The organism is Neomicrococcus lactis, assembly GCF_014200305.1.
In the GTDB taxonomy this organism is placed as follows: Bacteria; Actinomycetota; Actinomycetes; order Actinomycetales; family Micrococcaceae; genus Neomicrococcus; species Neomicrococcus lactis.
In genome coordinates this window covers 2119031-2145593 of record NZ_JACHBL010000001.1, presented here as the reverse complement: position 1 = coordinate 2145593, position 26563 = coordinate 2119031, and the positions used below count along the sequence as shown (strand labels likewise).

The window sequence follows — 26563 nt, the reverse complement described above, 5'->3', positions numbered from 1 at the left end:
GGGGAGGTTAACCCTTAGGAAGTTAACCCTTCGGAATAGGTGGGCCCAGCCAGATGAGGAAGGTCGCTAGGGCCGCGACCAAGATGATGCCCAGAAGGATCGCGAGCAGTGGACGGCGCAAGCACCAAGCCTGCACGTTTTCCACAAAGCCGCGGGGTTCGTCGCCGCCTGGAGCGAGGCGCCAGCCGCCTTCGAGGAGGCCCTTGCGCTGCACTGAACGTTCAAACGGCAAGGTTGCGAACGGGATGATCGCCGAGAACAATCCGGCAACACCGCGTCCGAAGGACCACTTCTGGTTCACCCACACGAACACCGTGACCACGCAGTAGGACAAGAAGACCACACCGTGAATCGTGCCAAAGACGGGGACGAAGGCCTCGGAGACGCCCGAGTACTTGAGCACCATGCCCAAGATCAACAGTGCCCAGGTCACCATTTCGGCGGCGGCCACGAGCCCGTAAAGCTTCTTGGGGGTCCAACCGCTCGGGGTAACCGCGGTGGCTGATGGATTGCGAACTTCTGTCACGATGATCCTCTGGTAGGCGACTCTTCAAGTTTACCGAGGCCTGCTTCGCGTAGAGCGGCTAAAGCATCAGCCAAATGTTTGATCTTTGGATTTCGTGTTTTGTGCTGTGCACTGCCAATGGTGCTATCTTCGGGGGAGTCGGCCCCAATGTGGGCCGCCGGACGAGGGAGCCGTACCCGGAGCGCGACAAGACGGCCGTTAAGGATGATGTCCCCATGGCATGGGCAATATTGATCTTCTCTGGAATCCTCGAGGCCGTTTGGGCCATCTCGCTCGGCAAGTCTGACGGCTTCAGCAAACTCTGGCCCACAGTGACTTTTGGCATCGCCGTCGTACTATCAATGGTGGGGCTTGCTTTCGCGATGCGCGAGATATCCACCGGAACGGCCTACGCCGTGTGGGTGGGCATTGGAGCCGGACTCACCGTTGCCTACGGCATGTTCTTTGGCGGCGAGTCCATCTCCGTGCTGAAAGTCCTACTCCTGACCGGGCTCATCGCGTGCGTGGTGGGCCTGAAGTTCGTGGAGTAGGACTTGGCTTGTTGCCTTAGTCCTGGTGAAGCTGGACGAAATTGCCCACCGTGTCATCGAGGACAGCGCTAATGCTGCCGTCGGGTCCGGTCTGCGGCTCCTGCTTGAAGACGACGCCGAGGCTCACCAAACGTTCGTATTCTTCCTGAACATTGGGCACACCAAAGACGATCATGGAGAAGCCCTGCTCATGCAGTCCCTCCATGTACGCCTTGGCTAGCGGGTGATCGCTGGGCTCGAGGAGCAAGCCGGTCTGGTCGCTGGGGTCCGAGGACTTCACGATGTAGAGGTTGTACTCCGGCATGGTCATGAGGGTGTCGAAGCCGAGCTTCTGCGTGTAAAACTCGTAAGCCTTGGCCGGGTCAGTGACGTGGATGGACGTCATTTTGATGCGCATGCACTACCTCCAGCGAGTGGTCATGAAGAAGCCGATCATGGCGATGCCGAAACCAATGAAGATGTTCCAGCCGCCGATGCCCGGAATCGGGAACAGTCCGCCGCCCAAGTAGTACACGATGATCCACAAGAGGCCAAGGAGCATGAGGCCGAACATGATGGACTTGTACCAAGTCGGCGTTGGCTCAAGAGCCTTAGCTTCCTTGGCTTCGCGTCGAGCAATGCGCTCTGCCGGTTCCTTAGCCTTGGCAGCCTTGCGCTCTGCTTCCCGGCCAGGATGACCCAATTCATGGCTCGGCACGTGGTGCCGTTCTTGCTCGTTGTTCTTCTTCGAATCAGCCACTAGTTCTCCTGCTGCCGGGAATCGCTGGGGTAAACGTCTATCAACGAGTAACAGTCTAACGAGTGGACGCGTATCTGCTCGGGACTCACTCTCAGGTCGAGGGGATAACCTAGAGAAGTTGACGGTACAACCACGCGAGAAAGTGGCCGAAGAGTGCACAGCGAGGCGAAGAAACCCCGAGCGGCGAAAAAAGCCGGCTTGGGCGTTCGCATCATTGGTGTTCTCGGGGAATTGGTACTGACGCTCGGCGTGCTGTTGCTCCTCTTTGTGGCGTGGGAGCTTTGGTACACCAACCTCTCCGCAGACCGGCAGGTCAACGAAGTCACCCACAATATCCAGCAACAATTCACAGAAGAGTTGGGGCAAGAATCCGGGTTGAGTTCAGAGAAGGTGGCGCAGATAGCGGCTGAGGCGTCTGCGGCGCCGGAAAAGCCTGATTCTGCAGTGGTTGAAAAGCAGTCTTTGGCTGACAAGGAAACCTACGGAAGGCCGCCTAAGACCTCGCTGAGTTTGCAGGGCCAGACCTTTGGAATCATGTATGTTCCGCGTTTTGGTGCTAGTTGGAGCCGGCCCATCACCAACGGTGTGGGCCAGGACGTGCTCAACAACCTCGGGGTGGGCCATTATCAGAGCACGGCGATGCCAGGAGAGCTGGGAAACTTCGCGGTGGCAGCGCATCGCCAGACGCATGGCCAAGCGTTCTGGGACATGGACAAGCTTCGCGCGGAGGACCGCATCTATGTGCAGACCAATCAGGGGTACTACACCTACAAGTGGTCCAGCACGGACATTGTGCTTCCGAGCCAGAACCAGGTGCTAGATCCCGTGCCTTATCAAGAGGGCAAAGCACCTACCGAAGCGATTTTGACGATGACCACGTGCCATCCGCCGTACACCACGGAGAAACGCATGGTGGCGTTTTCGACGCTCGAGAGCTGGCGTCCCCTCGACGCCGGTCCGCCGCCAGAAATTGCACGAACCGTGGCAACCACGATGGGGAGGGGCTAAATGTACGCGTGGATCTTCCGGCACTTGCCTGGACCGACGTGGTCCAAGGTCTTGATTTCTTTGTTGCTCATCCTGGCCGCAATATTGGTCTTAGCAGAGTACGTGTTCCCATGGCTCAATCAGTACAATCCATGGAATGAACCGACGATTGGAACGGTGTTAATTCGTGGTCGAGACTAGTCAGTCCGTGCGCATCTTGGTGGTCGATAACTACGACAGCTTCGTCTACACCTTGGTGGGCTATCTTCAAGAGCTCGGCGCTCAAACAACTGTGGTGCGCAACGACGATGTGACCCTCGACGAGGCCATCGAACTCGCACGCACTCGCGACGGCGTGCTCATCAGCCCCGGCCCGGGTAACCCCGCCGAAGCCGGCGTGTGCATCGACCTCATCAAGTGGTGCGGCGACAACAACAAGCCCATGCTGGGCGTCTGCCTTGGACACCAAGCGCTCGCAGAAGCGTACGGCGGTGTGGTGACGCACGCCGAAGAGCTCATGCACGGCAAGACCTCGTTGGTGAACCACACCGGTCACCCGATCTTCCACGACGTCAACAATCCTTTTACGGCCACCCGCTATCACTCGTTGGCGGCTGTGCGTGACACGATCCCTGAGTCTCTCGAGATCACCGCAGAGACTGAAGGCGGCGTCATCATGGGTCTTGCGCACCGCGAGGCTCCGTTGTGGGGCGTGCAGTTCCACCCAGAGTCCGTGTTGACCGAGGGCGGCTACCAAATGCTGGGCAACTGGCTTGCCTCGATGGGACTCACCGAAGCTGCTACGAAGGCTGCCACGCTCAGCCCGCTCATCAGCGACGACCGTAAGTAAGCGTTAGTAGGCCAAAGGCCAACGCCAGTCGGCGGCAACTTCGACTGGCGCCCACCTACTGCTGGTTATCTTTATTGCTGGTTATCGCCCTGATCGTCAGATGGTGACGGCGTAGGGGTTGGCGTAGGAGCAGGGCTCGAGCTCGGTGCCGCACTGGAGCTCGGCGCCGCACTCGAGCTCGGTGCCGCACTGGAGCTCGGCGCCGCCGAAGAACTCGATGGCGGTGGCGTCGACGTCTGAGTGACCGTCTTGGTGGCTGGCGACTGAACAGGTGTTGGCGCGCGGACCACATCGATGGTCACGATTCCGCCTTGATCGATCGACTCGCCCTCGTTGGGGACCTGTGCCACGACAGTTCCTGGAGTCACGCCCTGACGGGTCACCGTGCGCACCTGAACGTTGAGCTTGTAGTCGTCGGCTTCGAGTGCCTTCTTGGCCTCTGCCTCAGACATATCGATGACTCGAGGCACGTCAACGCGTCCCGTGGACAAGGTGATGGCAATGGACGTTCCCGCCCGGACTTGTTCGCCAAGGCCAGGGTTGGTTTTCACCAGCATTCCTGAAGGAATGTTGGGGTTGTTCACGTGCTCCACTTGGTCATCTACCGTGAGGTTGAGCTTGGACAACCGATCTCGCACAGTGCTTTCCGATTGACCCTCAATGTCCTTCGGAATCGTCACGTTCTCGGGGCCCTTGGAGAGCAGCACCAGAATGTCGGTGCTGATTCGCGCGCTCGATCCCGCTGGCGGTTCGGTGCCAATGACCTCTCCCCGCGGAACTTCGGTGCTGAACCGCTCTTCGGTTCGTGGCCGGAATCCCGCTTGAATCAGCTTGTTCTGTGCATCGATCTGGGACATTCCGGCGACTGCCGGGATGGGAACAGAGGCGTTAGCTGCTTGTTGCTCCTGAGACCACTGCAAGAAGAAGAACGCACCCACAGCAAGCAGTGCAAGGGCCAAGAGCGTGAAGATCACTACCCATGGTCCGCGGCTAGGAGACCGGCGATCGCGCTCGGAGTCGAGGCGACCGTCGTTGGCATCGTCGTCGTCCTCTCCCAAAGAGCCCAACAGCGAGGCTTCCGAGGAATCTGAACTGTCCACGTACTCTGCTCGCTCAGTGTCCACCAAATCGGTGCCCGCCAAGGTTGCGCCGAAAGCTCCGGCGGCAGGTGCGCCAGCGAGCGATGCCGAAAGGGAGGTCATCGCGGCTGTCGGTTCGCCGGCGTCGGTGGTGGACATGCCGGTGGTTCGCGTGTCTTCGGGTGAGTCGGCCTCATCGCTGAGTTTTGAGCCAGCCTCGGCCGAGCCGATGAGCACCAGGACATCGTGCAACGGCAAGCCAGACTGCACGGCTTCGAGGGCGGCATCGAAGGCCATCGCCGAATCAAAGCGCTTGTCAGGGTCCTTTTCCAACGCCTTGGCGACGACCGCATCGAGGGCTGGTGAGATCTTTGGATTGAGGGAAGACGCCGCGACGGGCAGTTCACCCACATGTTGATAAGCGATGGATACCGGGGATTCACCCACAAACGGCGCACGGCCCGTGGCGAGCTCGAAGAGCAAGCAACCTGCCGAATAAATGTCGCTGCGGAGGTCGATCGCTTCGCCGCGTGCTTGCTCGGGAGACAGATACTGCGCGGTTCCCACGATCGCTTGGGTCTGCGTCACGGTCGCGGAGGCATCGGCGAGAGCGCGGGCAATGCCGAAGTCCATGACTTTCACGGCACCGGAACCGGTAACGATGACGTTAGCCGGCTTGATGTCGCGGTGCACAATGCCGTTGGCGTGGCTGAATTCGAGCGCCGAAAGCACGCCACGCGTGTATTCTTCCGCGAGCTCAACCGTCACTTCACGAGCGCGAAGCAGCTCTCGAAGCGTGCGTCCCTTCACGTATTCCATGACGATGAACGGCACTTTGAGTTCTTGATTGCCCTCGTCAAGCCGCTTTTGTTCACCCGTGTCATAGACCTGAACGATTGAGTGATGGTTCAGGCCAGCCACGGCCTTCGCCTCACGCCGGAAACGCGTCACCACCATGGGATCGCTTGCGGTTTCGCGGCGCAGTAGCTTGACGGCTACTTCGCGTCCCAAGAGTTCATCATGCGCCAAATAGACATCAGCCATCCCGCCGCGTCCTATCAATGACTTGATGGCGTAGCGATCGTTCAAGACTGTTGGCTGTGGCGTAGATGGATTCATGACATGTTCAGGAGTTACGAACCCGCGGATTCGGTAGCGGATGGTTTTCCTGGCTCCACTTTGGGGCCCTTACCGTTCTCTGCCGAGGGGGCTGAGGACGGAGAGGACGACGACGCCGCTGGAGTCGAGCTCGCAGGTGCGCTTTCCGAAGTGCTTGCGGAGGAGGAAGCAGGGGTGGACGGCGCTGCCGGGCCAGTGGAGACCCAGTATTGAACCGTGCCACCTTGAGCAACGGTCTCTCCGGAGGATGGCGACACACGCGTCACCGATCCGGCGGGAACCGTATCACTTGCTTCTTCGCCCGCCTTGACGGCCTTCAAACCAAGTTCAGTGATGGCACTACGAACATCGGCCTCTGGCTGATTGACGAGTCGCGCGGGGACCTCAACGTCCACAGGCGGAACCGCGTACGTGAGGGTGACCGTGCTGCCTCGTTGCAGAGCGCCCGTGGGGCTCACCGCGAGGACCGTGTTCTCCGTGGTGTCGGCGTCTTCACGGCTCTGGGTAGTGCCATTGAGGCCCAACTGGTCCAATTTCGTCAAGGCATCTTCAAGCTGCATGCCGACGAATTGGCTCGAAGAGATAGTGACCGAGGTGTCGCTCGAGGTGTCGCTCGAGGAGGCGCTAGACGATGCAGACGTAGAGGAGGACGCCGATGATGACGTGCTCGAAGACGCTGATGAGGACGTCGAGATCGCGGTGCTTGAGGACGACGGCGAAGAGTTCGCACCCGTCAGCATCGGCCACAGCCACGAACCCAAGAGCGCAAAGATGCCCAGCAGGATGAGCGCAACGAGCGGCCACGTCCAGCGGGAGCGTCCCTGGGCAAGCGGGGCCGGTGCGTCCTGCTCGGAATCATCCGGGTGATAGCGTCGCTGGGATGCGTACTGGCTTTCGCTGCGCGAAGCAGAGATTCCGTCACCAGCGCCTGCTCCGGCGGCGGCGGCGCCGACACCAGCGCCGACACCGACACCAGCAGCAGCTGCACCCGTCACGGGCAACGCGGAGGTCTTCGGTGAGGTCTTCGGTGAGGAATCGTCACTGCGAGGGATCTCAGAGACAGCCTGCGTCGCAGCAGTCTGCGGCTCTACGGTGGCGCCTGGAGCCGTGATGGGCTCGTCCACCAAGAGCATGCCGGGAACCGCGGCGATTGCTCGCTGCGTGTCGCCAACGCGGATGGCATCCGCTGCTTCGGCCAACTTCAGCGCGCTTTCGGGACGGTTCGTCGGATCCTTCGCGAGCATCGACATGATGAGGGCGCGGATCGGAGCCGGAATGGAGTCCGGAAGCGCTGGCGGCGGATCATTGACCTGTGCCAGCGCGATGGCGATCTGAGACTCGCCGGTGAACGGACGTCGTCCCGCGAGGCACTCGTAGCCGATGATGCCCAAAGAGTAGATGTCAGAGGCGCCCGTGGCTTGCTGACCGGTTGCCTGCTCCGGCGCCAAGTACTGGGCCGTACCCATGACCTGGCCGGTGGCGGTCAACGGAATCTGATCTGCGAGTCGGGCAATGCCGAAGTCCGTGATCTTGACGCGGCCATCGTCCAGCATGAGCAGGTTGCCAGGCTTCACGTCGCGGTGCACCAGGCCACGCGCGTGAGCGGCCGCCAAGGCCTTGGCGGTCTGCGAAATGACGGAGAGCGTACGGTCCGGCGAAAGCTGTCGTTCGCGCTCAATCGTGGAAGACAGCGGCGGACCCGCCACGTATTCCATGACGAGATACGCGGAACCGGCCTCTTCGCCGTAGTCAAAGACATTCGCGATGCCCGGGTGGTTCAAGAGCGCAGTGTGGCGCGCTTCAGCGCGGAAGCGCTCCAAGAAGCCCGAATCGCCGGTGTACTCCTCTTTGAGGATCTTGATCGCCACGATGCGACCAAGAATCTCATCACGAGCCTTCCAGACCTCGCCCATGCCACCGATCGCAATACGTTCGGTCAGCTTGTACCGTCCGCCGAGCGTGATCCCAGATGTTGGCCTCACTTGTTGAACACCGCCTCAAGAATTTTCTTCATGATTGAACTGGAAGTACCGCGGCTTTCGTCGTAGGTAACTCGCTCTACTACAACCGTAACGGCCACTTGGGGATTATCTGCCGGCGCAAAGCCGGTAATCCAACCATTGACCAAACCACTGGTACCAATATCTGCTGTACCGGTCTTGGCGGCGAGGTCGACGCCTTCGACTGCCGCCTTCCTGGCCGTTCCGCTCTCCACGGGCTGGCGCATGAGCTCGGTAACCTGATCCGCTACTTGCTTGGTGGTAGCGGTACTGAATTCTTCGGGCTTCGGTTCCTGGAGAACCCGTAAGTCAGAGGCCGTCACCTTTTTGATGATGTTTGGCTTCATGACCACGCCATCATTCGCGATTCCCATGGCCACCATGTTCATTTGAAGCGGGGTGGCCTTGGTGTTGTACTGGCCGATCGAGCTCATTGCGAGCTGCGCGGCGTCGATGTCATCCGGGAAGACGGATGCCGTGACGCGCATCGGAATCTGCAGGTCCTTGCCGAAACCAAAACGCTCTGCGGTGGCACGGATGGCCTCTTCGCCCACGTTCTGGCTCATGGTCACAAAAGGCGTGTTGCAGGACTGGGCGATGATGAAGCTCAGATCAGCCGTGGTTTGCTGCGAGCAAATGCCTTCGCGGAAGTTGCTGAGCGACGTATTGGTTCCCGGCAGCGTGATCTGCGTGGGGTTGTCATACGTGTCATTCACGTTGTACTTGCCGGATTCCAGCGATGCGATCAATGGAATGAGCTTGAACGTGGAACCAGGGGCAATGAGGTGTCCCACTGCAGGGTTGATGTTCGGCGACAGACCCGTGGTCTCAAGGATCTTGTTCATGTTGGCCGTGGCTTGGCTGGTGCTGTGGACGGCCAACAAGTTGGGGTCATAGCTTGGCTTGGAAACCATCGCCAGGATGTTGCCGGTCTTCGGATCCGTCACGATCGCGGTGGCTTGCTTGCCGTCAGGCAGCGCGTCGTAGACCTTCTTCTGGAGGTCGCCGTCGATCGTGAGTTCCACGGAGGCGCCTTCGCTCGTGCCGCCCGTGATCAGGTTGACCATGCGGTCATAGAACAAGCTGTCCGATTGCCCGCTTAGTTCTTTATTGAGCGTGGATTCGAGGTGACGGGTGCCGTAGGCGAGCGAGTAGAAGCCCGTGATGTGGGCGTAAAGCTCCGGTTCCAGGTACTTGCGCTGGTACTTGAAGTCGCCGCCTTCTTTCGCGACGGACTCGGCAATGGGCTTGCCATCCACCAGGATGGCGCCGCGTGGAAGGTCGAACTCGCGGTACAGCTGACGCGTGTTGAGCGGGTTCGCATTGAGATCCGCCGCGGCGAAGAACTGCACGTACGTGAGACTTCCGAGCATCACTACAAAGAGCGCAACCGCGGCAATCCACATGTTTCGAATGGCCTGATTCATGCTTTGCCTCCTTCGGTTGCGGGCTTGGAGCCGGAATTATTTTTTGAGGACGACGCCGCAGCTTGCGTTGGCTTGTCCTTCGAACTGTTGGTGCGCACCGGCTCCGGTTCAGGCGTGGCATCGAGTGCGCTGCGCTGGTTGAACTCTTTGACGCGCAGGGCTTCGTCGGCCGTGAGTGGTCCAGACGTGGTCACTGGGCGGCGCGCGTTATGGGAGACCAAGAGCAAGAGCGCCACGATAATCCAGTTGGACAGCAGTGCTGAACCACCAGCGGACATGAATGGTGTGGTCAGACCAGTCAACGGGATCAAGCGGGTCACGCCGCCGATCACCACGAAGCACTGGAGGGCCAAGGTGAAGCTCAAGCCGGTGGCGAGGAGCTTGCCGAAGCCGTCGCGAGTACCGAGTGCGGCACGGATGCCACGGCTCACCAGGATGACGAACAACATGATGATGGCTGAGATGCCGATGAGTCCCAGTTCTTCGCCGAGTACGGCCACGATCATGTCCGAGTTCGCGAGGGGCACCAAGCGAGGGCTTCCCTCGCCGAGGCCGGTTCCCGTCATGCCACCGGTGCCGAGGCCAAAGAGACCTTGAACAATCTGCCGGGAGCTACCGTATTGGCGGTTGTAAATCTCTGGGTCGAAGGCGTTGATCCATGCGTCGACGCGCAACTGCACGTGATTCATGAAGTTCACGGCGAAGACGCCGGCCACTGCCACCAGTCCTAGACCAATGACGATCCATGAAATGCGTCCCGTGGCCACGTAGATCATGGCCATGAAGAGGCCGAAGAAAAGGACGGAGGAGCCGAGGTCACGCTGGAACACCAGCACGCCGATGCTCACGGCCCATGCAATCAACATGGGACCCATGTCGCGGAAGCGTGGGAACTGGAGGGGGCCAATCTTTCGGCCGGCTAAGAGAATGAGGTCGCGGTTGCTGGAAAGGTAACCGGCGAAGAAGAGCGCAAGCGTGATTTTCGCGATTTCGCCTGGCTGGAAGGTGAACGGACCTACCGCAATCCAAATGCGTGAGCCGTTGATTTCCATGCCCACGCCCGGAATGAGCGGAAGCAAGAGCAAGATCACAGAGGCAGCCAAGAAGATGTAGGTTCCGCGCCTCAAGATGCGGTGGTCGCGAATGGCCCACAGAGTGATCACGGCGGCGGCCATGGCAACGCCTGTGTACATCAGCTGGCTCGAGGCAGCTTCCGTATTGATCGCGTTGTCCACGCGGTGAATCATGGCCAGGCCCAAGCCGTTGAGCGTGACGACCACCGGCAAGATGAAGGGATCCGCGTACTTCGCCCAAATGCGCAGCACTACGTGAACTGCCAGCGCACAACCGGCCAGCACGGCACCTTGAGCAATGAACTTCTGGTCAATCTGGTTCTGGTTTGCGATGCCGACCATCCAGTTGGCGCCGATGCTCACCACCAAGGCGATGAACAGCAGGACGAGTTCTAGATTTCGGCGAGGTACCGGATTGGTTTGAATGTTGCTCATGATTGGCCTCCGGCTGGAGTTGCGGCCGCTGCCGGCGTCGTCGTAGGGGCGCTAGGTGAGGTCGCGGGCGCCGGCGAGGTGCTTGGTGCCGTCGGGTTGCTCGAGGTGGAGGGTGAAGGAGTGGGGGTCGGAGTTGGGGTCGGCGACTCAAGTGATGGCGCCTCAATGGAGCCACTGTCCGAGCAGTAGCTCGGCAACGGACTCGGTGAAGCACTTCCGTCGCTTGGCGTAGGCGCCACGACAGGGCACGTCTGGCGTGCGGTGATCAGGAGTTCTCCCACGATTTCTTGAGCGTGCTCAAGATCCCTCGCAGGCAGAGCGTTCTTGATGCGCTGCTGCGTGTAGGCGGGGAGGACGTCCAGTGGAACGTCAGTAGGCGTGTCCAAGTGTGAGAGTTTCAGGGGTCCCAGTTCTTGGGAGACGCCCTTGAAGATCGCCACCTTGCCGGCGTAATTGCCCACGTAGTACTGAGTTTGCGTCCAGGAGTAAGCGAACCAGGTGATCACCACTGCCACGATGGTCATGAACGCCAAGAAGGCCGGGAACAGCCAGCGCGGCATGATGGAACGGCGTCCCACGCCAGCCACGCCATCGCCCAAGATGTTGGACGCACCAACGCCTGCCAAACGGCCGTGCACCTTTTCGGCACGTGCCTTGGACCTGTCGTTGGCGTAGGCCAGCTCGGCGGCTTGGATGCTCGCGAGCTGCTCCTGGCGTGCTTGTTCTGACTTGTGGGTGAGAAGTTCTGCGGCACGGCGCTCGCCGGAGCGCTGCGTGACGATCGGGATGAGCCCGGATTCCGTGGCCAACTGGGCCGCACCCACGAGCTTGTGCGGACGCGTTGCCATCTGGTGGCGAAGCAGAGCCGCGCTTGCTTCAACATCGGATCCGCTGGCGGCGATGAGGATTTGGCCGGTATCAAGCAAGTGCGAGTCGTCAGCTCGCGCCTCTTCCAAGAGGTCCTTGAAGGCTTGATCGTCAGCGGTCTCATCTACGACGTCGAAGAGGACAATCGTGACGTTATCCGGGGCGCCACGCTGCAACGTGAGCTCGATGAGGTCATCCGTTGCCTCTTGCAGGTCCTTGGTGCCGCGAACAATGCGCTCCACCATGACCTCGGGCACGCACGCGTTGAGACCATCTGAGCACAACAGCCAGCGCTCACCGGGGGCGGTGGGAATCTGCGCGATATCGAGTTCGGGGCTCGCATCAGAGTCGCCCAAAACGCGCATCAAAACATTCTTGTGGGGGTGCGTTTCCGCCTCTTCAGGGCGGATGCGTCCTTCGTCGACGAGTCGCTGCACAAACGTGTGGTCCTTGCTGACCTGCTCAAACTTGCCGTCTTTGAGTCGGTAAGCGCGGGAGTCGCCGATGTGGCTGAACTGGAAAGTGTCTCCCGTGAGCAAGAGCGCGGTGACCGTGGTTCCCATGCCTTGAAGTTTGGGATTGTGGTTCACGAGTTCGTTCAGAATGGTGTTTGCCGTCTGAATTTCGTCCGGAAGAATGGTTTCTGCGTCCGCATGGTGCGGCTGATCGAGGTGCACGAGATCGAGCACCGTCGAAGCCGAAGCGACATCGCCGCCTACATGGCCACCCATGCCGTCAGCAACGACAGCAAGATAGGTACCCGCGTAACCGGAGTCATCGTTTTTAGAGCGAATGCGGCCCACATGGGACGCAGCCGCGAAGCGGAGCGCAAGTGGCATTAAGGCCTCAGCTCCATGACGGTCTTGCCAATGCGAATTCGCTGACCAGGATCAATGCTCTGCGCGCGGCTCAACCGCTCATCTCCCACAAACGTTCCATTCGTGGAGCCCAAGTCCTCAAGGAACCAATGGGAACCCTGCGGATACAAGCGAGCGTGGCGGCCAGATGCGTAGTCATCATCGAGGACAACGCTGGCTTCTTGAGCACGTCCCAACAGCAATGGGCTCGCGGCGAGAGGGAACTCTCGACCCTTGAGAGGGCCTTCGACGATTGCCAAGGTCTTCGGCGCGGCCCGCGGCGTGCGAACCGGAGCAGGGGCGCCCGGGGCGACCCCGGCGCTTCCGGCAGAATCCGCAACTGCTGGAGCTGCGGCGTCGTTCTGGAAACCGCTAGCGCCGGCGCCCACGGCAGCCGACCGTCCCATGGGAACGGAGCGCGTATTCGGCGAACCGACTTCCGCGGCGGTGGCTTGGCGGACCTTGTTGCGGCGACCAATCACGAGGTCACGGCGCATGGAACCGATGATCGTGAAAATGAAAATCCACAAGAGCAATAAGAAGCCCAAGCGGAGAGCAAGAAGGGCTAGCTCGCTCATCGACCACCTCCTGAAGCGCGACGCGTATCCGGCATGAGCCGGAAGTTGATCCGGGTACTGCCGATCATGATGTGCGTGCCATCCAGCAATTCCTCCGGTCCATCAATCTTGTACCCATTGACGCTTGTCCCGTTGGTACTGCCCAAATCCTCCACGAAAATTCCATTCGTGTCGCGGAAGATTTCAATATGTTTGCGGCTGACGCGGGCGTCATCCACCGTGATGTCGGCTTCTTTGGAACGGCCAATGGTGATGGCGTTCGCGTTGATAGCGAAGCGCTTGCCGTTAACTTCGATCACCGGCTGCGTGCGTGGAGGCTCTGGAGCGCGTGTGGCGGAAACCGGCGGCGCTGCAACTGTCTGTGGGTGAACCTGCTGTGGTCGCACTGGCTGCGGAGAAGGACCCGGGGAGGCCGCTTGTGGCTGGCTTTGCGGACGGTTCTGGCGCGGCGCAGGGGGAGCGTACGTCGGTGCAGGCGGATCATTGCGTCGCGGCGCGGGAACTTCCGCTTCGCCATCCTTGGATATCGAAGCCTGAATGAGGATATGGCCGGGGCGCGTGTCCCGACGCTTCTTGAAGGAAACGCGAACCGAACCCTGCAACGTGTAGGACTGCGAATGTGCGTGATCTAGGGCGACGTCGCACAGTTCCTCGGCGAGCGTGGGGCCCCACTCCTTCGCGGACGCAAAGTCCTCAGGAGACAAGAAAATATCGAAATTATTGGGCGCGAGCGTACGACCCTGCGAGAGCGCGAACGAGCGCGCGTCCATCTCATTGCGCAGACGGCTGGCAATCTCTACCGGCTTGATGCCGCCTTGAGTGGAACCACGGAACACACTCGTGACGAGCTTCTCGAGACCACGCTCTACATTGTCTACAAGTCCCATACGCTCTCCTCCCTCTAGATCCGCACAGCTTTTTCCGATCCTACGTGACTGGTCTGTGGGACATTCTCAATTTTCTAGGATTGTGGAAATCTGTCACTAAATCGTTGTGTTTGTCCGTACTCACTGCGCGCCGAAGGTGGGGAGCCTTCTATTATTCACGTCGATTAGGCGTAGTGCATGAGCCCCAAGTATGATTATCTACGCTTCACGTCCCTAATGTACGTTGTTAGGTGTTGTTGAGGATTGCGCGCGAGTGGCGGAATTGGTAGACGCGCTGGCTTCAGGTGCCAGTGCTCGCAAGGGCGTGCGGGTTCAAGTCCCGCCTCGCGCACAGTATGGAAGGCTCAATCGAATTTTCGATTGGGCCTTCTTTTTTTCCTTCTGCGGTTCCCGCCAAATTCCCTACTGCAGTACAGCTTTTGCTCAGGTAGGGCCAGTACCGTTGGTGGTACCTCAAAAGGTGCGAGTGATGATAGAAACCCCCAGCTGGTCCCCCTAGCTGGGGGTTTCGCCTTTAACTCCCTTACGTACTTTAAGGGTTATAGGACATAAATGTGTGTCTGGGTCGGGCGTGTCTTTTTAGGAGGCGCGGCCGGCCCATCCTTTTCGGTGCCAGAGTCCTTCGTTTGCGTTGAGTCCTGTTCCGAGTTCTGCGGGTCCGATGTGTTCCTCGATTTCTTGCGTGTAGGCGACGGGCTCGTAGTGTTCTTTTTTGATGAGTTGGTGGGCTGGTGCTGGGTTCTGGGAGTGCTTGTAGAGGAACCATTCCACGGCTCGTTTAGCGTGCTCAGGGGTCAGTCCGCGATGGTTGCGTAGAAGATTGCGTAGCTGCGCGTTGATGCCTCCTTCGATCCTGTTCGTTGTTGATGAGGCGTTCCGTGAGCGGTGCTCGTCTTTGAGATAGGTGAACAGGACTTCTTGTTGGCTGGCGCGCTCGAGGAGTTGGTAGGCCTTGCGTAGCCGGTCGTGTGTGAACCACCAGCGCTGGTGCGGCCTCACGCTTTGCGGCAGCGAACCACGGTGGTGCGAACGGTAGGTTTTCTCGTTCAGCATCTGGTGATGTTTTCCGTGCCACTGGTTGAGTGCAAGTAGCCATGCACGCGCTTGATCCTGGCTCGTGATCCGTGTCAGGGCAAGGGAAATAGCCCGTAGTTCGCGGCCCGCGGTCGTGCGGGGGCGCATCGTGATCAGCACGCGCACGTTGCGTTGAATATGCACCAGGCAGCGTTGAACAGGGGTCTCGGGCCAGCAATGTTTCAGCGCGGATGCCAGCCCGGAACCACCATCAATCACGACCAAATCTGGTGCGGGGAAACGAGTTAGGAGCTGTTCCCACGCCACGCGTTTTTCCGTGTCACACCATTGATAACCGATGACGTGTTCGCCAGCGATCGCGATCAAGCAACACCAGGAACCGAGATAGATGCCGTCGAGCTGGACTTCCGGATAGATCTCTCCGGTGACCTCGATCGCGGGAGTAATGTTCCAGCACCAGTGTGTGGAGCGACGAAACGAGCGTGGATCCACGCCCTGAGCGACTTGGGATTGAGTCTTGTTTCCCAGCAGCCATTCCAGGAATCGGGAGAGCTCGTGGCGTCGACGCACGTCGACGCGTTGTATCCGTTCAGAACTACTCGCGCCACACGATTTACAGCGATACCTGGTAGCTCCAGCACTCGTGGAACCGTTCCTTTTCAGCCCGCCACCACACAGGACGCATAAACGCTCGTTGTCAACCACGCTTCCCGAATAAACAACGAAAAGTATGCCAACACCCGTTTAGCCGCGCCGATAAAGGCAACCAAGCCCCATCAGACACACTTTAATGTCCTATAACCCTACTTTAAGTACGACGGCGCAGCTTGCGTTTGTCTGTCGTCTTGCGCCCGTTTTTCACCCACAATTCCGGGCTTTGTGGATAGTTCGAATGTTTATCCACAATCGAAGACTGTTGATTCTAAGTGTCAGAGGTCACGCATAGTGTGGGGGTATGGAAACAGCGAATCCAGCCCTCCTGAAACCTGATCCTTCGAGCCCTGTTCCTTCTAGCCGCGTCCCTGCGATTTCCACTGATGTTAGCCGCCTGTCTGTGGCTGAGCTGCGTGAGTATGTGGTGTCTGTGCATAACCAGATTGATGCCCTCGTGTTGGCGGTGGATGGTGTGGCTACCGGTGCGTGCGAGTTGGATCATCTCGCTGCCGGGGTGGAGGAACTTTCCCACCAGGTTGGGCGCCTGCAAGTGAAGGCTGCGGTGCGGATGGAGTCCGTGGTGCAGGAGTTAAAAGACTCCCAAACTTTCACTCCGCGCCGGTCGAGGTTCCGGAGTGCGGCGGATCGTTTGTCGCAGGTGTTGCATGTGAACCCTGCCGAGGTGCAGAAACGCTTGGACGTCGCACATGCGGTGTCTGAAGCTGTTGCTCCCGCTGTTGCGGACGCGTTCGCTCAAGGCCTGCTCACGGTTGGGGTCGCTGCCCGAATCATGAGCGCCCTGGAACGCCTTCAACCCGCTATTGACCAGCTCTCACCAACACGTGAAGAAGCGGAAGCTCTCAAGCGAAAAGTCGAGAGTGATCTCGTGGGTATTGCGGTGTCGGGGACTCCCACAGCGATGGAGCGTCAGGTGCGGGTCTGGCAGTACCAGCTCGATGCTCAAGGTGTTCTTCCCACTCGTGAGGTGAAGCGTGAGATTCAGGGTGCGTTCTTCAAAGGCAAGAAGATGGGCCTCTTTGAATGGACCTTCTGTCTCGATGAACTCCAGCAGGAGCAATTCCTCACCGCCGTCGCACCGGAGGTGAACCCACGAACTCCGGATCATGACGGCCGGGAGCCACTTTTAGATTTTGCTGGTGTGGAGGTCCCGCGGGCGATGGATGAGAATGGTAAGCCTGTCGAGCCGCCGAAGGATGACCGCAGTCTGGGTCAGAAACGCCTCGACGGACTCATGCATGCGGTCACTACTGCGCTTTCGACGGGGAAGTTGTCCCGTCATGGTGGCTACCAACCACAGGTTGTGGTGAATATTGACCATAAGACACTCCTGAGTGAGCTGACCACGCATGAGCTGTTCCGGTCCGATGCCGTGCATTCGGGGCCAATGAATCCGATTTCGATCCGCCAGTTGGGATGTAATGCGGAGTTGATCCCGGTGGTCTTGGGTTCGGCGTCGCAAGTGGTTGATGCGGGTTCTAGGAAGCGTCTCTTCACCGCGGAGCAACGAAAGCTCTTGTATGCGAGGGATCGTGGATGTACTTTCCCCGGATGCACAAGGGGTGTGGATCGGTGCGAAGCTCACCACGTCCACGAATACTCCAAAGGTGGTGTGACCACGCTGGAGAACGCGGCGATGGTCTGTTCTCATCATCACCATCTGGTTCATGAAACCCCGTGGAGCATTCAGATGCGCAATGGCGTCCCGTACTGGCAGCCACCGCTTGATGAAGACCCGAATCAACCGCTAATGCGGAACCTGTACTTCCACCCCGAAAAAGCTGGCCAGCTAGCACTCTCCGCCTAAGAACCCTCTCAGGAACAGAACTCGTAGACATCTCATCTAACAAAACTCAGTGTCTGGGTAGCCCGGACGCGAACTTCCACCAATGACTTGCCCGGCTGCCAGATGGTGCCGACGCGACCGCAAATTGATAACCACATAGAGACCCGGAAAAGCAGTACAAAAGAACGCGGGGCGTCACGTCAGTATCGGCGTGACCCCCGCACGCGAACCGTCATGCCGACTGCCGGAAAGCGTCAGGCGTGAATGCAGACTCTTGATTGGTGTTGATAGTGAGGTCTAGGTTTGCGGCATGAAGATTCTTGGAATGATTCCCGCGCTGGACACGGATGACCTCGAGACGGAAAGTTCGTTTTGGGCCAAGGTACTTGGTGGCGAAGTCGATCGTGGAGGGGATGAGGATTGGCATGCGGTCCTGGTCGATGGCAAGCAGAAACTCGGCATGCAACTGGTCAAGAATCATCAGCGACCCGAATGGCCCGATGGTCCACAGCGCACCCAGGTTCACCTAGACCTCTATGTCGAAGACCTAGATGCGGCGGAGGCTGAGATTCTCAGCTACGGCGCTACGGCTCTGGGAGGACCGACCCAAGATGGGACGGAAGGTTTCCGCGTGTATGCGGATCCTGCCGGTCACCCGTTCTGTTTGTGTCGCGCGTGATTCTTCCTAGCCAACGAGGGAAATGACGAGCAAAACAACCAACGGAATCACTGTGAGTGCCGCGAAGATGAGGACGAAGATCTTTCCTCCGCGGGAGCCCCAGTTCACCGTGAGTCCGTAGCCCAGTCCTTCGCGCTTAGGAACGAAGATAGAGGGATCTTGTGGATCGTTCCTGATGCCACCCGCTATCCACTTGGATTCCTCGAGCTGCTCTTCGGCAGTGGGCATTACGCCATATTCTCGGATGCTTTTCTCCATCCAGCGCTTTCCATAAAGGAACCCAAGAAACATGGCGGGCAAGGTTAGGAACGTCAAAAGAATCACCCATGGAAGCATGCTTGTTCCGATGGACGAGGACTCGGATTGGGCTGCGGAAATAACGATCGCCAGCGGCACGCACACCAGAAGTGAAATCACGAGAACAATTCCGCCTAGCCCCGCGATGATCTCGCGCTTCAACCCCTCCTTTTGAATCCGAGCGAAGTCAGTCTTAGGAGCTCGGAAAGAGGTCTTCACTACGAGAACGATGATGAGGGCTAGCAACGCCCAGATTCCCAGGCTAATCAGCGGTCCTACAAAAACGCTTCCAAAGGACTTAGGCGCCCACTCGTCCACTTCGCCTGAAGCGCCCCAGTGGACAGGAACAGGGTCCAAGATTGAATCGTAGGCCGACGCGCCCCAGAGGAAAGCGCCGCCGGTGATCGCCAGAGAGACGATCCATGGAAGCCACGCAACCCACCGCCCGCGCTTGAAAACAGTTTCGGGGAGGGCGTTGTTGGGTGCGTCGCTCATCTAAACACCCTATTAGAAGGGAGTTATATGGACAAAAAGTTTACTTATAGTCATCTTCGCCCCGGATGTCCCTATGGAACACCAGCACTACGGATCTCAGCGCCAGGATGAATCCCATGAACAGCAAGACGTAGCCGATGAAGCTATAGACGCGGATGGTTTCGGTGAGCATCGGACCGGTTTCCGCGGTGATCAGCACAATCGCGGCGAGGGTGGCTGATCCGGCAAGGACGGCCACTACCAATTGCTGAACCAGACGATTCAGGAATCCGCGATCGGACGGATGCGCCAACATGCGGACGTTCATGGAGAGGCGGCCCTGTTCAAGGTCCTCGGTGATCTTGTTGAAGCGCCGGGGGAGTGCGGAGAGGGCGGGAATCGCTTGCAGGAATCGCATTTCCGTCTGCTCGAGCAGTTTCTTCGGCCCAAATTGAGACGTGACAATCTTGCGGCCCTCTCCGCGCGCAAGGAGGACGACGTCGATGTTCGGGTCGATGAGCCGGAGCGTTCCTTCGAGCGCTCCAAGCGCACGAAACGCGGCTGCGATCTGAGGCGGCACGGTGAATCCGTGGTTCACCACCAGGGCGAAGAGTGCGGTGAACATTTCTGCGCTGCCAGCACCGCCGAATCCACCGCGATACCGGACCATGAGCTGACCAAGACTGCGCTCGAAAGCTCGCTCGTTGAGCTGCTCCGGGCGATCCAAGAGGATGAGCATGGCATCGGTAGCTGCTTGGTTATCGTTCTTGTCGATCGCGAACAGCATCATGGCGAGTGCATGCTGGCTGTTGGGATCGAGCCGGCCTACAGAGCCAAAGTCCACGAGGCCGGGTTCGCCGGACTCGGACAAGAAGATGTTGCCGGGATGCAGGTCGGCGTGGAAGACGCCGTCGTCGGTGATCTGTTTGAGAGTGGAACGAACGAGTTCGCGTGCAAGCTCCAAACGCTGGTCGTCATTCATGACCCGCAAGATGTGTTGCGCGGAGCCCAAGGGAACACCTTCGAGACGTTCCATGACCAGCAAGCGTTGGCTGGACAAGGACTCGTAGACGTGGGGAACGCGGACCTCGGTCTTCTCGAGTGCGCTTGCTACCGCGAGCATGTTGTTGCGCTCCACGTGGTAGTCCAACTCTTCGCGCAGGGAGTCGATGAAGCCCTGTGCAATGCCCACGAGGCCAAGATCTCGCGCCCACGGAGCCGACTTCTCGAGCCACTGAGCGATGCGCAGAACGATCTCGGTATCGGCTTGAACCTGACGAACGGCAGTAGGGCGCTGGACCTTGATGACCACGGAGTCGCCGTTGGTGGTGATAGCTGTGTGGACTTGGGCAACGGAAGCGGAGGCCAGCGGGGTCTCGTTGATCGAGGAGAACGCTGTCCCGTAAGGACGGCCGAGAGAGGTCTCGATCGCCAGCTTGATGTCTTCCCAGGTTTCGGGAGTGGCTTTGGTCTGCAGCTTGGAGAGCTCGTCGATGTATACGGGTGGGAGCAGATCGGACCGTGTGGACAGCATCTGGCCGAGCTTGACGAACGTGACTCCGGCTTCGTTCAGCGTCTCTCGCAAAGCGATAGCCGTCTCTCGGTGAGAATCGCGGCTCTTGTCGAGACCGCGAATCTGGCTCACCAAGCCATACCGAACCGCGATCTTCATGATGTCGAAGTATCTCGCTTGGCGGCGTCGTCGTGCTTTGAAATCTCGAAAGAAACTGACGGGATTCGGCAGGGATCCTGTGGGAACCAGAATTTCCAGCACCATGAGGATGGCAACGCCTAGAGCGAACACCCAGAAGGTAGCGAGGCCGGCCAAAAGGAGTGCGGGGACTGCATTTGAATTGGTCAGAGTGCCTTCGCTGGTGAAGGCCAAGACGATGTATTGAACGCCGAACATCAAGCCCAGAGACATCACGAGGGCAACGGCGATGGAGCGCGGCCAGCCTACGGGGACGCCCAGAATGCGGCGGGCAAGGGTGGCAATGAGCCAGACCTGAAAAATCAGGAAGAGAACGCCTAGCAAAATTGAGATCGTGAATCCCAAAGCACCCAGCGATTCGATTGGGCTACTGACGCTCATAAAAAACTTTCCCCCACCGGCAATTCAACTCCACCACTAACTGTAGTGGGACAGCATTACCTAGTATGGGACATACGTCACGAGGAACCGAGCGATCGAGAGGGACCCTAAGCATGACTGAAGCAACGTTGCCGCACCAGAACGTCACGTTTGAATCGACTGAAGGCGAAGCGCACGGATATATCGCTGTGCCGGAATCTGGCGAGGGTCCAGGCGTGATCGTCATCCAGGAATGGTGGGGACTCACGGACCACATGAAGGATGTTTGTGATCGTCTCGCGGACCAAGGATTTGTGGCGCTCGCACCGGATCTCTACGGTGGATCGATTGCGCATGACGGCGAAGAAGCCGTCGAGATGATGAGCAAACTGCCAGCTGAAGAAGGCGCGCGTTTGCTGCTTGGCTCGGTGGATTACTTGTTGAGCCGAGACGAAGTCACGAGCTCGACCGTAGGGGCCATTGGATTCTGCATGGGTGGTGGATTCGTTCTCTCGCTCGCCGCGCAGGCTCGCGACAAGGTGTCCGCGGCTGTGCCGTTCTACGGTGTTGGGCAGGGTGTTCCAGACAGCTTCAAGACCATTACGGCGAAGGTCCAAGGCCACTACGCTGAGCAAGATGGATTCTTCCCAGTGGAGGAAGCTCGCAAGCAAGAAGCGCAGATTCGCGAAGAATCTGGGGCCGAAGTTCAGTATTTCTACTATGACGCGCCTCACGCGTTCCACAATGATGAGAATCCTCAAGGGAATTACCGCGAAGAAGAAGCCAACTTGGCTTGGAGCCGCGCGGTTCAGTTCCTCAAGGACAATGTCAGCTAAATAGATTTTCGCTAGATCAGTACCAAAGCACTTCCCCTCAAAGAAACACTCAAAAGGAGCACCATGAGCAACATCATCATTGTCGGCGTCGACGGATCCGACACCGCATTTGCCGCCGCCTCCCGCGCTGCAGCCCTTGCCGGCAAGACCGGTGACGAATTGCGCGTTGTGTCCGCACACGCCAAGGACAACACCGAAGTTGTACACATCGGTAGCGACACGTGGATCCTTGACGATGCTGACCAGGCAAACAAGCTTTCCGCAAATATTGCTGCTCGTCTCCGTCAGGCTCACCCAGGGGCAAACATCACCTCAGGTGCTATCCACGGCAAGCCAGCTGAAGGCCTCGTGAAGGAAGCTGAAGCTCTTGGCGCACAGCTGATCGTGGTCGGCAACGTTGGCATGAAGGGCCTCGGCCGCGTGCTTGGCTCCGTGGCAAGCGGCGTCGTCAACAGCGCTCCTTGCGACGTGTACATCGTCAAGACCAGCTAGTTCTCATGCGCTGATTAGCAGCGCGTTTCTGCCGCGCGGGCGCCTACACAGGTAGGCTGTCCGCGTGGCAGGGCTAAAAATTGCGTATGTTGCCGGGGTCATGCCCGGCAAGTGGATCGATCGATGGCGCGCGCGCCTCGAAGAGCATCCGCTTGAGATTTTCCAGTACGACGACGCCGCAGCGTACCTTGCGCTGTTGGTCGAGGGGGAAGCGGACCTCGTGTTCATTCGGTGGACCGGGGAGTCCCCGGCCAGCGCCGTCGCAACTGATGACAAGCCCGCGCTCCACGTCATTCCCTTGTATGAAGAAGTTGGCGTGGTGTGTGCGCCGAAGGATCACGACATCGAGTACTTCGACGATCTGGTCCCGGCGGAAGCCGTTGAGGGTCAGAACTTCTTCAATGCAGACGAGTTCGGCCCCAAGATGACCATGGAACTGGTCAGCACGGGCGCAGGACTGGCGGTCATGCCGATGTCTCTGGCTCGCCTGCACCGTCGCAAAGACGTTGTATCCAAGTCTCTTGAAGGTGCACCGACCACGTCGGTGGGCCTCGCATGGCTCCGTGTGGACCCGGTCAATCCGGATCCACGTGCGGAAGCTACGGAAAGTAACCCCCTCGTGGCCGAATTTATTGGGATTGTCCGCGGGCGAACGGCGTCGTCCTCAAGGCAACCTTCCATCCAGACTGAGCAAGAGCAGCAGGCGAAGGTAGCCCGGAAAGAACGGCAGTCCGCGCCAAAACCAAATGCGGCCAAGGCGAAGAACGCCTCAGCCGCATCAGGGTCTAAATCGGGTGCTAAAAACGCTGCTAGCCGCCGAGCGAAGCCAAGCCGAACGCGACGGCGGCCAAGATAAAGCCCATCACACCGATCAAGGTTTCAAGGACGGTCCACGTCTTCAACGTCGTGTTGACGTCGAGCTCGAAGAAGCGACCTACCAGCCAGAAGCCGGAGTCGTTCACGTGGGAAACGATAACCGAGCCTGCTGCCACGGCGATCACCATGGCAGCCAACTGAAACTCGTTGAGGCCCGCTGCGGCAACGCCTGGAGCCAAGAGGCCAGCAGCGGTGGTCAAAGCCACGGTTGCCGATCCTTGAGCGATGCGCAGGATGCCAGCAATGATGAAGCCGGCAAAAATCAGCGGGATGCCCATGTTGCCCAAGACGTCCGACAAGGCGCCGCCAATGCCGGAGGTACGGAGCACGGAGCCGAACATGCCGCCGGCACCGGTGATCAGGATGACGGAACACACAGGGCCCAAAGCCTGTTCCATGACCTGCTGAATCGCGGTGGAGCTCATGCCCTGCTTGCGGCCAAGCACGAGTGCAGCCGCAATTACGGCGATCAAGAGCGCAACCGGAGTCTCACCGAGCGCGCGCAAGAACTGGTACCAAACCTGGTCCTTGCTGCCATCAGGAAGAACGCCTGCGGTAGCAAGGGAGTTGAGGCCCGTGTTCAAGAAGATCAGGAGGAGCGGGATCAGCATGATGCTGATGACGGCGCCGAAGCGAGGTGGGTTTGCTTCGTGTTCTGCATCGGCTTCGCCCAAGATGGCGGGAATTGGGAATTCCCACTTCTTTCCGGCCCAGAGGCCGAACAAGTAGCTCGTCACGTACCAGGTTGGAATCGCGATGAGCAGACCGAGGATCAGGACGTAGCCAGCGTTAGCGCCGAAGAATTCGGCAGCGGCCACTGGGCCTGGGTGTGGTGGCACGAAGATGTGCATGACGGAGAATGCGCCAGCGGCTGGAAGGCCGTACAAGAGCACGGATCCGCCGAGACGACGTCCCACGGAGAAGACCACGGGAAGCATGACCACCAGGCCGGCATCGAAGAAGATCGGGAAGCCGAAGATCAGGGATGCAACACCGAGGGCGAATGGAGCGCGCTTCTCGCCGAAGATGGAAATGAGCTTGTCAGCGATGACTTTTGCGCCACCGGACTGCTCAACAATGCGGCCCAACATAGCGCCGAGACCCACCAGCAATGCAACCGTTGCAAGAGTGTTGCCAAAGCCGGTGGTGAGTACGCTGACGATCTTTCCCGTTGGAATCTGCGTCGCGAAAGCGGTCAGCAAGCTCACGAGAATGAGCGAGATGAACGCGTGGATCTTGAACTTCATGATCAAAACCAAGAGCACCACAATGGCCGTTAGCGCAATGAGCAAAAGCGGGGTGGGGCCGAGGGTTTGAGTCCATCCTTCGATGGTCATCGGGTAGTCCCTTCTCCACCGTTTGCAAGCCCCAAAGCTACGAGTGTTCGGTGCGCAAGGTCTGCGGGGGTGGTGTTGTTGTCTATGTTGAAGCCGTCTTCATCTGTCGAGAGTTCCTCGAGGGTTGCAAATTGGCTAGGTAGGAGAGAAGGAGGCATGAAATGGCCCTCGCGGTGATTCAAACGGTCCTTGATCACCTCGGCCGGTGCCTTCACGTGAACAAAGACAACTCGTCCCTGAGCTTCACGCAGTAAGTTTCGGTAGACGTGCTTCAAAGCCGAGCAGGTCACGATAGTTCCCGTTCCCTGCTCCGAGTTGCTGGTCATCCAGTCGCGGATCTCGTTGAGCCACGGCCACCGGTCCTCGTCCGTCAGGGCGTGTCCGGCGCTCATCTTGGCGATGTTCTCCGCTGGGTGGAATTCGTCGGCTTCGGCGTAAGGCCACCCCAGCTGCTCAGACAGCAATGCCGCCAGACTGGTTTTTCCTGAGCCGGAGACGCCCATCACCACGATGTGCAGATGTTCACTGGCATCCATGTCTTCTCCTATTTAGGCACTTGCCGAATAAGCGTACTGATCAATATAGATCCGAGTGGACGACGTGCCCCTGAACGTGACTCACGGAACACGATTCACAGGAGAACTCGCACGGGCGACAAGTGCGCGAAAAATAGGGTGGGAGTGCCAGGAAGTACTAAGTTGGAACACATGCGCGTGCCCGAGAATCAGCCGTTTGTCCCCGTCATCCTCGGTGGGGATATTGGAACGTACTCCCTTGCGAGGGAGTTTCATGAGGCCTACGGCTTTGTCAGTGTTGTAGTTCCTGCCGCGAGCAACGGTGTTCTCGACTATTCGGTGGCCACGGTCGTCCGCCCCGCTGGAACCATGACGGAAGCAGACGTCGTCGTACGCCATCTTCAGGAGATTGCACGCGACCTCAGCCCGAACGGTGAACGCAAGCTGCTGCTGTTTGGATCGCTGGATCTGCAGGTCACGCTGATTACGCGCCATCGCGAACAGCTGTCTGACCACTTCGTCATTCCGTATGTGGATATTGACACCATGGAGCGGGCTGCGCTCAAGGAAAACTTCTACGAACTGTGCGCTGAGCTGGGCGTTCCGCACCCTACAACGCTCGCGGTTGACATGGTGGAGCACGCCGAAGGGAAGCCGCTGCCCAAGAATTTGCCGTACCCGCTTATCGGTAAACCGGCCGATTCTTCCGCGTGGGTGCACGCGAAATTTGAGGGCAAGAAGAAGATCCACACGATCACGGATGAGGGTGATTTGCTGTCCTTGCTGGGTCGTATTGCGGGATCTGGCTACCGGCAGAAGTTCATTGTGCAGGAGTACGTGCCTGGCGGCGATGACCACATGCGTTTGTGCACGTTCTGGGCCGATCGCCCAGGTCATGTCACGTTTGCTTCCTACGGCGAGGTGGTCGTTGAAGAGCACTCGCCGATCGTGCTGGGTAACTCCGCGGGCATTGTCACGGGCGTCAACGAAGAAGTCATCAACCACGGCGTCCGCTTGCTCGAAGCGCTCAACTGGGAGGGCTTCGGCATGATCGACGCGAAGCTGGACCCGCGGGATGGCCAAGTGAAATTCTTCGAACTCAACCCTCGCCTCGGCCGTAACCACTATTACGTCACGGCCACCGGACACAACGTGGCGCGCTTTTACGTGCGCCGCTATTTGGGCGAGGAGTACGACGCCGCCAACGCGGTTTCCACGGAAAACGGCAGCTACCAGCGGGTGGGGGATGTTGACGCGGCGAACGCGGAACTCCTCTACACCGTCCTGCCGATGCCGCTCTTGCGCAAGCATTTGCGCGGGCCCGTGGGGGAGAAGGCGAAGCGCATGATCTCCGCCAAGCGAGTGGTGAACCCGCTCATCTACAAGGCGGAGAAGCACCCGCGCCGTTGGGCGTATGTGGCGATGAACGCCGTGAACCAGGTGAGGAAGTTCCGCCAGTTCCCTCCGCGGACTTCGTAAACGACTTCTTCAACAACGATTGGCGTCGATTCGTACCACCGTCATTCAACGGGAAGTGGT

24 protein-coding genes, 1 tRNA gene and 1 riboswitch are annotated in these 26563 nt (G+C 59.0%); of the genes, 10 read left to right on the top strand and 15 right to left on the bottom strand.

Annotation, left to right across the window (positions count from 1 at the left end; all coding sequences use genetic code 11):
- Positions 1 to 22: 22 nt before the first annotated feature.
- Entirely contained in the window at positions 23 to 526 is a 504-nt protein-coding gene (locus BKA12_RS09690) for a DUF3817 domain-containing protein (RefSeq protein WP_271396178.1), read from the bottom strand.
- A gap of 135 nt (positions 527 to 661) precedes the next feature.
- Positions 662 to 726: riboswitch (guanidine-III (ykkC-III) riboswitch) on the top strand.
- A gap of 15 nt (positions 727 to 741) precedes the next feature.
- On the opposite strand from BKA12_RS09690, the gene BKA12_RS09685 reads away from it, so the two are divergent.
- Complete coding sequence (locus tag BKA12_RS09685) at positions 742 to 1056, top strand: DMT family transporter (protein ID WP_183644926.1); 315 nt, start codon at positions 742 to 744, stop codon at positions 1054 to 1056.
- 16 nt (positions 1057 to 1072) lie between these two features.
- On the opposite strand, the gene BKA12_RS09680 is transcribed toward BKA12_RS09685, so the two are convergent.
- Positions 1073 to 1453 carry a VOC family protein gene (locus BKA12_RS09680; RefSeq protein WP_183643146.1) on the bottom strand — a complete coding sequence of 127 codons (381 nt, stop codon included), beginning with the start codon at positions 1451 to 1453 and terminating at the stop codon, positions 1073 to 1075.
- Between the two features lie 3 nt (positions 1454 to 1456).
- Positions 1457 to 1753, bottom strand: a complete 297-nt coding sequence (locus BKA12_RS09675; RefSeq protein ID WP_338087535.1) for a cell division protein CrgA — start codon at positions 1751 to 1753, stop codon at positions 1457 to 1459.
- 240 nt (positions 1754 to 1993) lie between these two features.
- Here BKA12_RS09675 and BKA12_RS09670 point away from each other — a divergent pair, with 240 nt between their 5' ends.
- Complete coding sequence (locus tag BKA12_RS09670) at positions 1994 to 2803, top strand: class E sortase (RefSeq protein WP_221228074.1); 810 nt, start codon at positions 1994 to 1996, stop codon at positions 2801 to 2803.
- Between the two features lie 166 nt (positions 2804 to 2969).
- Positions 2970 to 3632: an anthranilate synthase component II gene (locus tag BKA12_RS09665; RefSeq protein WP_338087494.1), complete on the top strand. Its 663-nt coding sequence runs from the start codon at positions 2970 to 2972 to the stop codon at positions 3630 to 3632.
- A gap of 71 nt (positions 3633 to 3703) precedes the next feature.
- Here the strand turns inward: BKA12_RS09665 and pknB are convergent, their stop codons facing one another.
- From pknB to BKA12_RS09630, 7 genes are read right to left on the bottom strand one after another with little or no spacing between them, the layout of a single operon-like run.
- Positions 3704 to 5830, bottom strand: a complete 2127-nt coding sequence (gene pknB / locus BKA12_RS09660; protein ID WP_183643141.1) for a Stk1 family PASTA domain-containing Ser/Thr kinase — start codon at positions 5828 to 5830, stop codon at positions 3704 to 3706.
- Positions 5831 to 5844: 14 nt separating this feature from the next.
- Complete coding sequence (locus tag BKA12_RS09655; protein WP_183643138.1) at positions 5845 to 7812, bottom strand: protein kinase domain-containing protein; 1968 nt, start codon at positions 7810 to 7812, stop codon at positions 5845 to 5847.
- Complete coding sequence (locus tag BKA12_RS09650) at positions 7809 to 9257, bottom strand: penicillin-binding transpeptidase domain-containing protein (protein WP_183643135.1); 1449 nt, start codon at positions 9255 to 9257, stop codon at positions 7809 to 7811. Before BKA12_RS09650 ends, BKA12_RS09655 begins: the two co-directional genes overlap by 4 nt.
- Positions 9254 to 10765: an FtsW/RodA/SpoVE family cell cycle protein gene (locus tag BKA12_RS09645; protein ID WP_183643132.1), complete on the bottom strand. Its 1512-nt coding sequence runs from the start codon at positions 10763 to 10765 to the stop codon at positions 9254 to 9256. Before BKA12_RS09645 ends, BKA12_RS09650 begins: the two co-directional genes overlap by 4 nt.
- Complete coding sequence (locus BKA12_RS09640; protein WP_183643129.1) at positions 10762 to 12471, bottom strand: PP2C family protein-serine/threonine phosphatase; 1710 nt, start codon at positions 12469 to 12471, stop codon at positions 10762 to 10764. Before BKA12_RS09640 ends, BKA12_RS09645 begins: the two co-directional genes overlap by 4 nt.
- Positions 12471 to 13067 (bottom strand): FHA domain-containing protein FhaB/FipA, encoded by a 597-nt coding sequence (locus BKA12_RS09635; RefSeq protein WP_183643126.1) that lies wholly within the window; start codon positions 13065 to 13067, stop codon positions 12471 to 12473. Before BKA12_RS09635 ends, BKA12_RS09640 begins: the two co-directional genes overlap by 1 nt.
- The gene (locus tag BKA12_RS09630) at positions 13064 to 13954 is read right to left on the bottom strand and encodes an FhaA domain-containing protein (RefSeq protein ID WP_183643123.1); all 891 of its coding nucleotides are present in this window, start codon (positions 13952 to 13954) and stop codon (positions 13064 to 13066) included. Before BKA12_RS09630 ends, BKA12_RS09635 begins: the two co-directional genes overlap by 4 nt.
- A gap of 247 nt (positions 13955 to 14201) precedes the next feature.
- Between BKA12_RS09630 and BKA12_RS09625 the strand changes: the two genes are divergently transcribed.
- A tRNA-Leu gene (locus tag BKA12_RS09625) sits at positions 14202 to 14285 on the top strand.
- Between the two features lie 248 nt (positions 14286 to 14533).
- Here the strand turns inward: BKA12_RS09625 and BKA12_RS09620 are convergent.
- On the bottom strand, positions 14534 to 15694 hold the full coding sequence (locus BKA12_RS09620) for an IS1249 family transposase (RefSeq protein ID WP_183639812.1): 1161 nt from the start codon (positions 15692 to 15694) through the stop codon (positions 14534 to 14536).
- Between the two features lie 250 nt (positions 15695 to 15944).
- Between BKA12_RS09620 and BKA12_RS09615 the strand changes: the two genes are divergently transcribed.
- Both BKA12_RS09615 and BKA12_RS09610 read left to right on the top strand, forming a co-directional pair.
- Entirely contained in the window at positions 15945 to 17468 is a 1524-nt protein-coding gene (locus BKA12_RS09615; protein ID WP_183643120.1) for an HNH endonuclease signature motif containing protein, read from the top strand.
- Positions 17469 to 17757: 289 nt separating this feature from the next.
- Positions 17758 to 18126, top strand: a complete 369-nt coding sequence (locus BKA12_RS09610; protein WP_183643118.1) for a VOC family protein — start codon at positions 17758 to 17760, stop codon at positions 18124 to 18126.
- A 6-nt stretch (positions 18127 to 18132) separates the two neighbouring features.
- Here BKA12_RS09610 and BKA12_RS09605 read toward each other — a convergent pair whose 3' ends face one another.
- Both BKA12_RS09605 and BKA12_RS09600 read right to left on the bottom strand, forming a co-directional pair.
- Positions 18133 to 18918: a DUF1648 domain-containing protein gene (locus BKA12_RS09605; protein ID WP_183643115.1), complete on the bottom strand. Its 786-nt coding sequence runs from the start codon at positions 18916 to 18918 to the stop codon at positions 18133 to 18135.
- 40 nt (positions 18919 to 18958) lie between these two features.
- Complete coding sequence (locus tag BKA12_RS09600) at positions 18959 to 20989, bottom strand: AarF/UbiB family protein (protein WP_183643114.1); 2031 nt, start codon at positions 20987 to 20989, stop codon at positions 18959 to 18961.
- 113 nt (positions 20990 to 21102) lie between these two features.
- On the opposite strand from BKA12_RS09600, the gene BKA12_RS09595 reads away from it, so the two are divergent.
- The 3 genes from BKA12_RS09595 (at position 21103) to BKA12_RS09585 (ending at position 23152) form a co-directional block, all read left to right on the top strand.
- Complete coding sequence (locus BKA12_RS09595) at positions 21103 to 21804, top strand: dienelactone hydrolase family protein (RefSeq protein WP_183643111.1); 702 nt, start codon at positions 21103 to 21105, stop codon at positions 21802 to 21804.
- Between the two features lie 63 nt (positions 21805 to 21867).
- On the top strand, positions 21868 to 22296 hold the full coding sequence (locus BKA12_RS09590) for a universal stress protein (RefSeq protein ID WP_183643108.1): 429 nt from the start codon (positions 21868 to 21870) through the stop codon (positions 22294 to 22296).
- Between the two features lie 64 nt (positions 22297 to 22360).
- A complete protein-coding gene (locus BKA12_RS09585) occupies positions 22361 to 23152 on the top strand; it encodes a LysR family transcriptional regulator substrate-binding protein (protein ID WP_183643105.1) in 792 nt (263 codons plus the stop codon).
- Here the strand turns inward: BKA12_RS09585 and BKA12_RS09580 are convergent.
- A complete protein-coding gene (locus tag BKA12_RS09580) occupies positions 23106 to 24509 on the bottom strand; it encodes a GntP family permease (protein ID WP_183643102.1) in 1404 nt (467 codons plus the stop codon). The genes BKA12_RS09585 and BKA12_RS09580 overlap by 47 nt on opposite strands.
- Positions 24506 to 25045, bottom strand: coding sequence for a gluconokinase (locus tag BKA12_RS09575; RefSeq protein ID WP_183643099.1), 540 nt, complete (start codon positions 25043 to 25045; stop codon positions 24506 to 24508). Before BKA12_RS09575 ends, BKA12_RS09580 begins: the two co-directional genes overlap by 4 nt.
- A 144-nt stretch (positions 25046 to 25189) precedes the next feature.
- Between BKA12_RS09575 and BKA12_RS09570 the strand changes: the two genes are divergently transcribed.
- Positions 25190 to 26503: a carboxylate--amine ligase gene (locus BKA12_RS09570; RefSeq protein ID WP_338087493.1), complete on the top strand. Its 1314-nt coding sequence runs from the start codon at positions 25190 to 25192 to the stop codon at positions 26501 to 26503.
- The last annotated feature ends 60 nt before the right edge of the window (positions 26504 to 26563 follow it).

Bases quoted from the DNA above. Each gene is read 5' to 3' on its own strand.
- BKA12_RS09685 (WP_183644926.1), top strand. From the start codon at position 742: ATGGCATGGGCAATATTGATCTTCTCTGGAATCCTCGAGGCCGTTTGG.
- BKA12_RS09680 (WP_183643146.1), bottom strand. From the start codon at position 1,453: ATGCGCATCAAAATGACGTCCATCCACGTCACTGACCCGGCCAAGGCT.
- pknB (WP_183643141.1), bottom strand. From the start codon at position 5,830: ATGAATCCATCTACGCCACAGCCAACAGTCTTGAACGATCGCTACGCC.
- BKA12_RS09650 (WP_183643135.1), bottom strand. From the start codon at position 9,257: ATGAATCAGGCCATTCGAAACATGTGGATTGCCGCGGTTGCGCTCTTT.
- BKA12_RS09645 (WP_183643132.1), bottom strand. From the start codon at position 10,765: ATGAGCAACATTCAAACCAATCCGGTACCTCGCCGAAATCTAGAACTC.
- BKA12_RS09640 (WP_183643129.1), bottom strand. From the start codon at position 12,471: ATGCCACTTGCGCTCCGCTTCGCGGCTGCGTCCCATGTGGGCCGCATT.
- BKA12_RS09635 (WP_183643126.1), bottom strand. From the start codon at position 13,067: ATGAGCGAGCTAGCCCTTCTTGCTCTCCGCTTGGGCTTCTTATTGCTC.
- BKA12_RS09630 (WP_183643123.1), bottom strand. From the start codon at position 13,954: ATGGGACTTGTAGACAATGTAGAGCGTGGTCTCGAGAAGCTCGTCACG.
- BKA12_RS09615 (WP_183643120.1), top strand. From the start codon at position 15,945: ATGGAAACAGCGAATCCAGCCCTCCTGAAACCTGATCCTTCGAGCCCT.
- BKA12_RS09610 (WP_183643118.1), top strand. From the start codon at position 17,758: ATGAAGATTCTTGGAATGATTCCCGCGCTGGACACGGATGACCTCGAG.
- BKA12_RS09605 (WP_183643115.1), bottom strand. From the start codon at position 18,918: ATGAGCGACGCACCCAACAACGCCCTCCCCGAAACTGTTTTCAAGCGC.
- BKA12_RS09600 (WP_183643114.1), bottom strand. From the start codon at position 20,989: ATGAGCGTCAGTAGCCCAATCGAATCGCTGGGTGCTTTGGGATTCACG.
- BKA12_RS09595 (WP_183643111.1), top strand. From the start codon at position 21,103: ATGACTGAAGCAACGTTGCCGCACCAGAACGTCACGTTTGAATCGACT.
- BKA12_RS09590 (WP_183643108.1), top strand. From the start codon at position 21,868: ATGAGCAACATCATCATTGTCGGCGTCGACGGATCCGACACCGCATTT.
- BKA12_RS09580 (WP_183643102.1), bottom strand. From the start codon at position 24,509: ATGACCATCGAAGGATGGACTCAAACCCTCGGCCCCACCCCGCTTTTG.
- BKA12_RS09575 (WP_183643099.1), bottom strand. From the start codon at position 25,045: ATGGATGCCAGTGAACATCTGCACATCGTGGTGATGGGCGTCTCCGGC.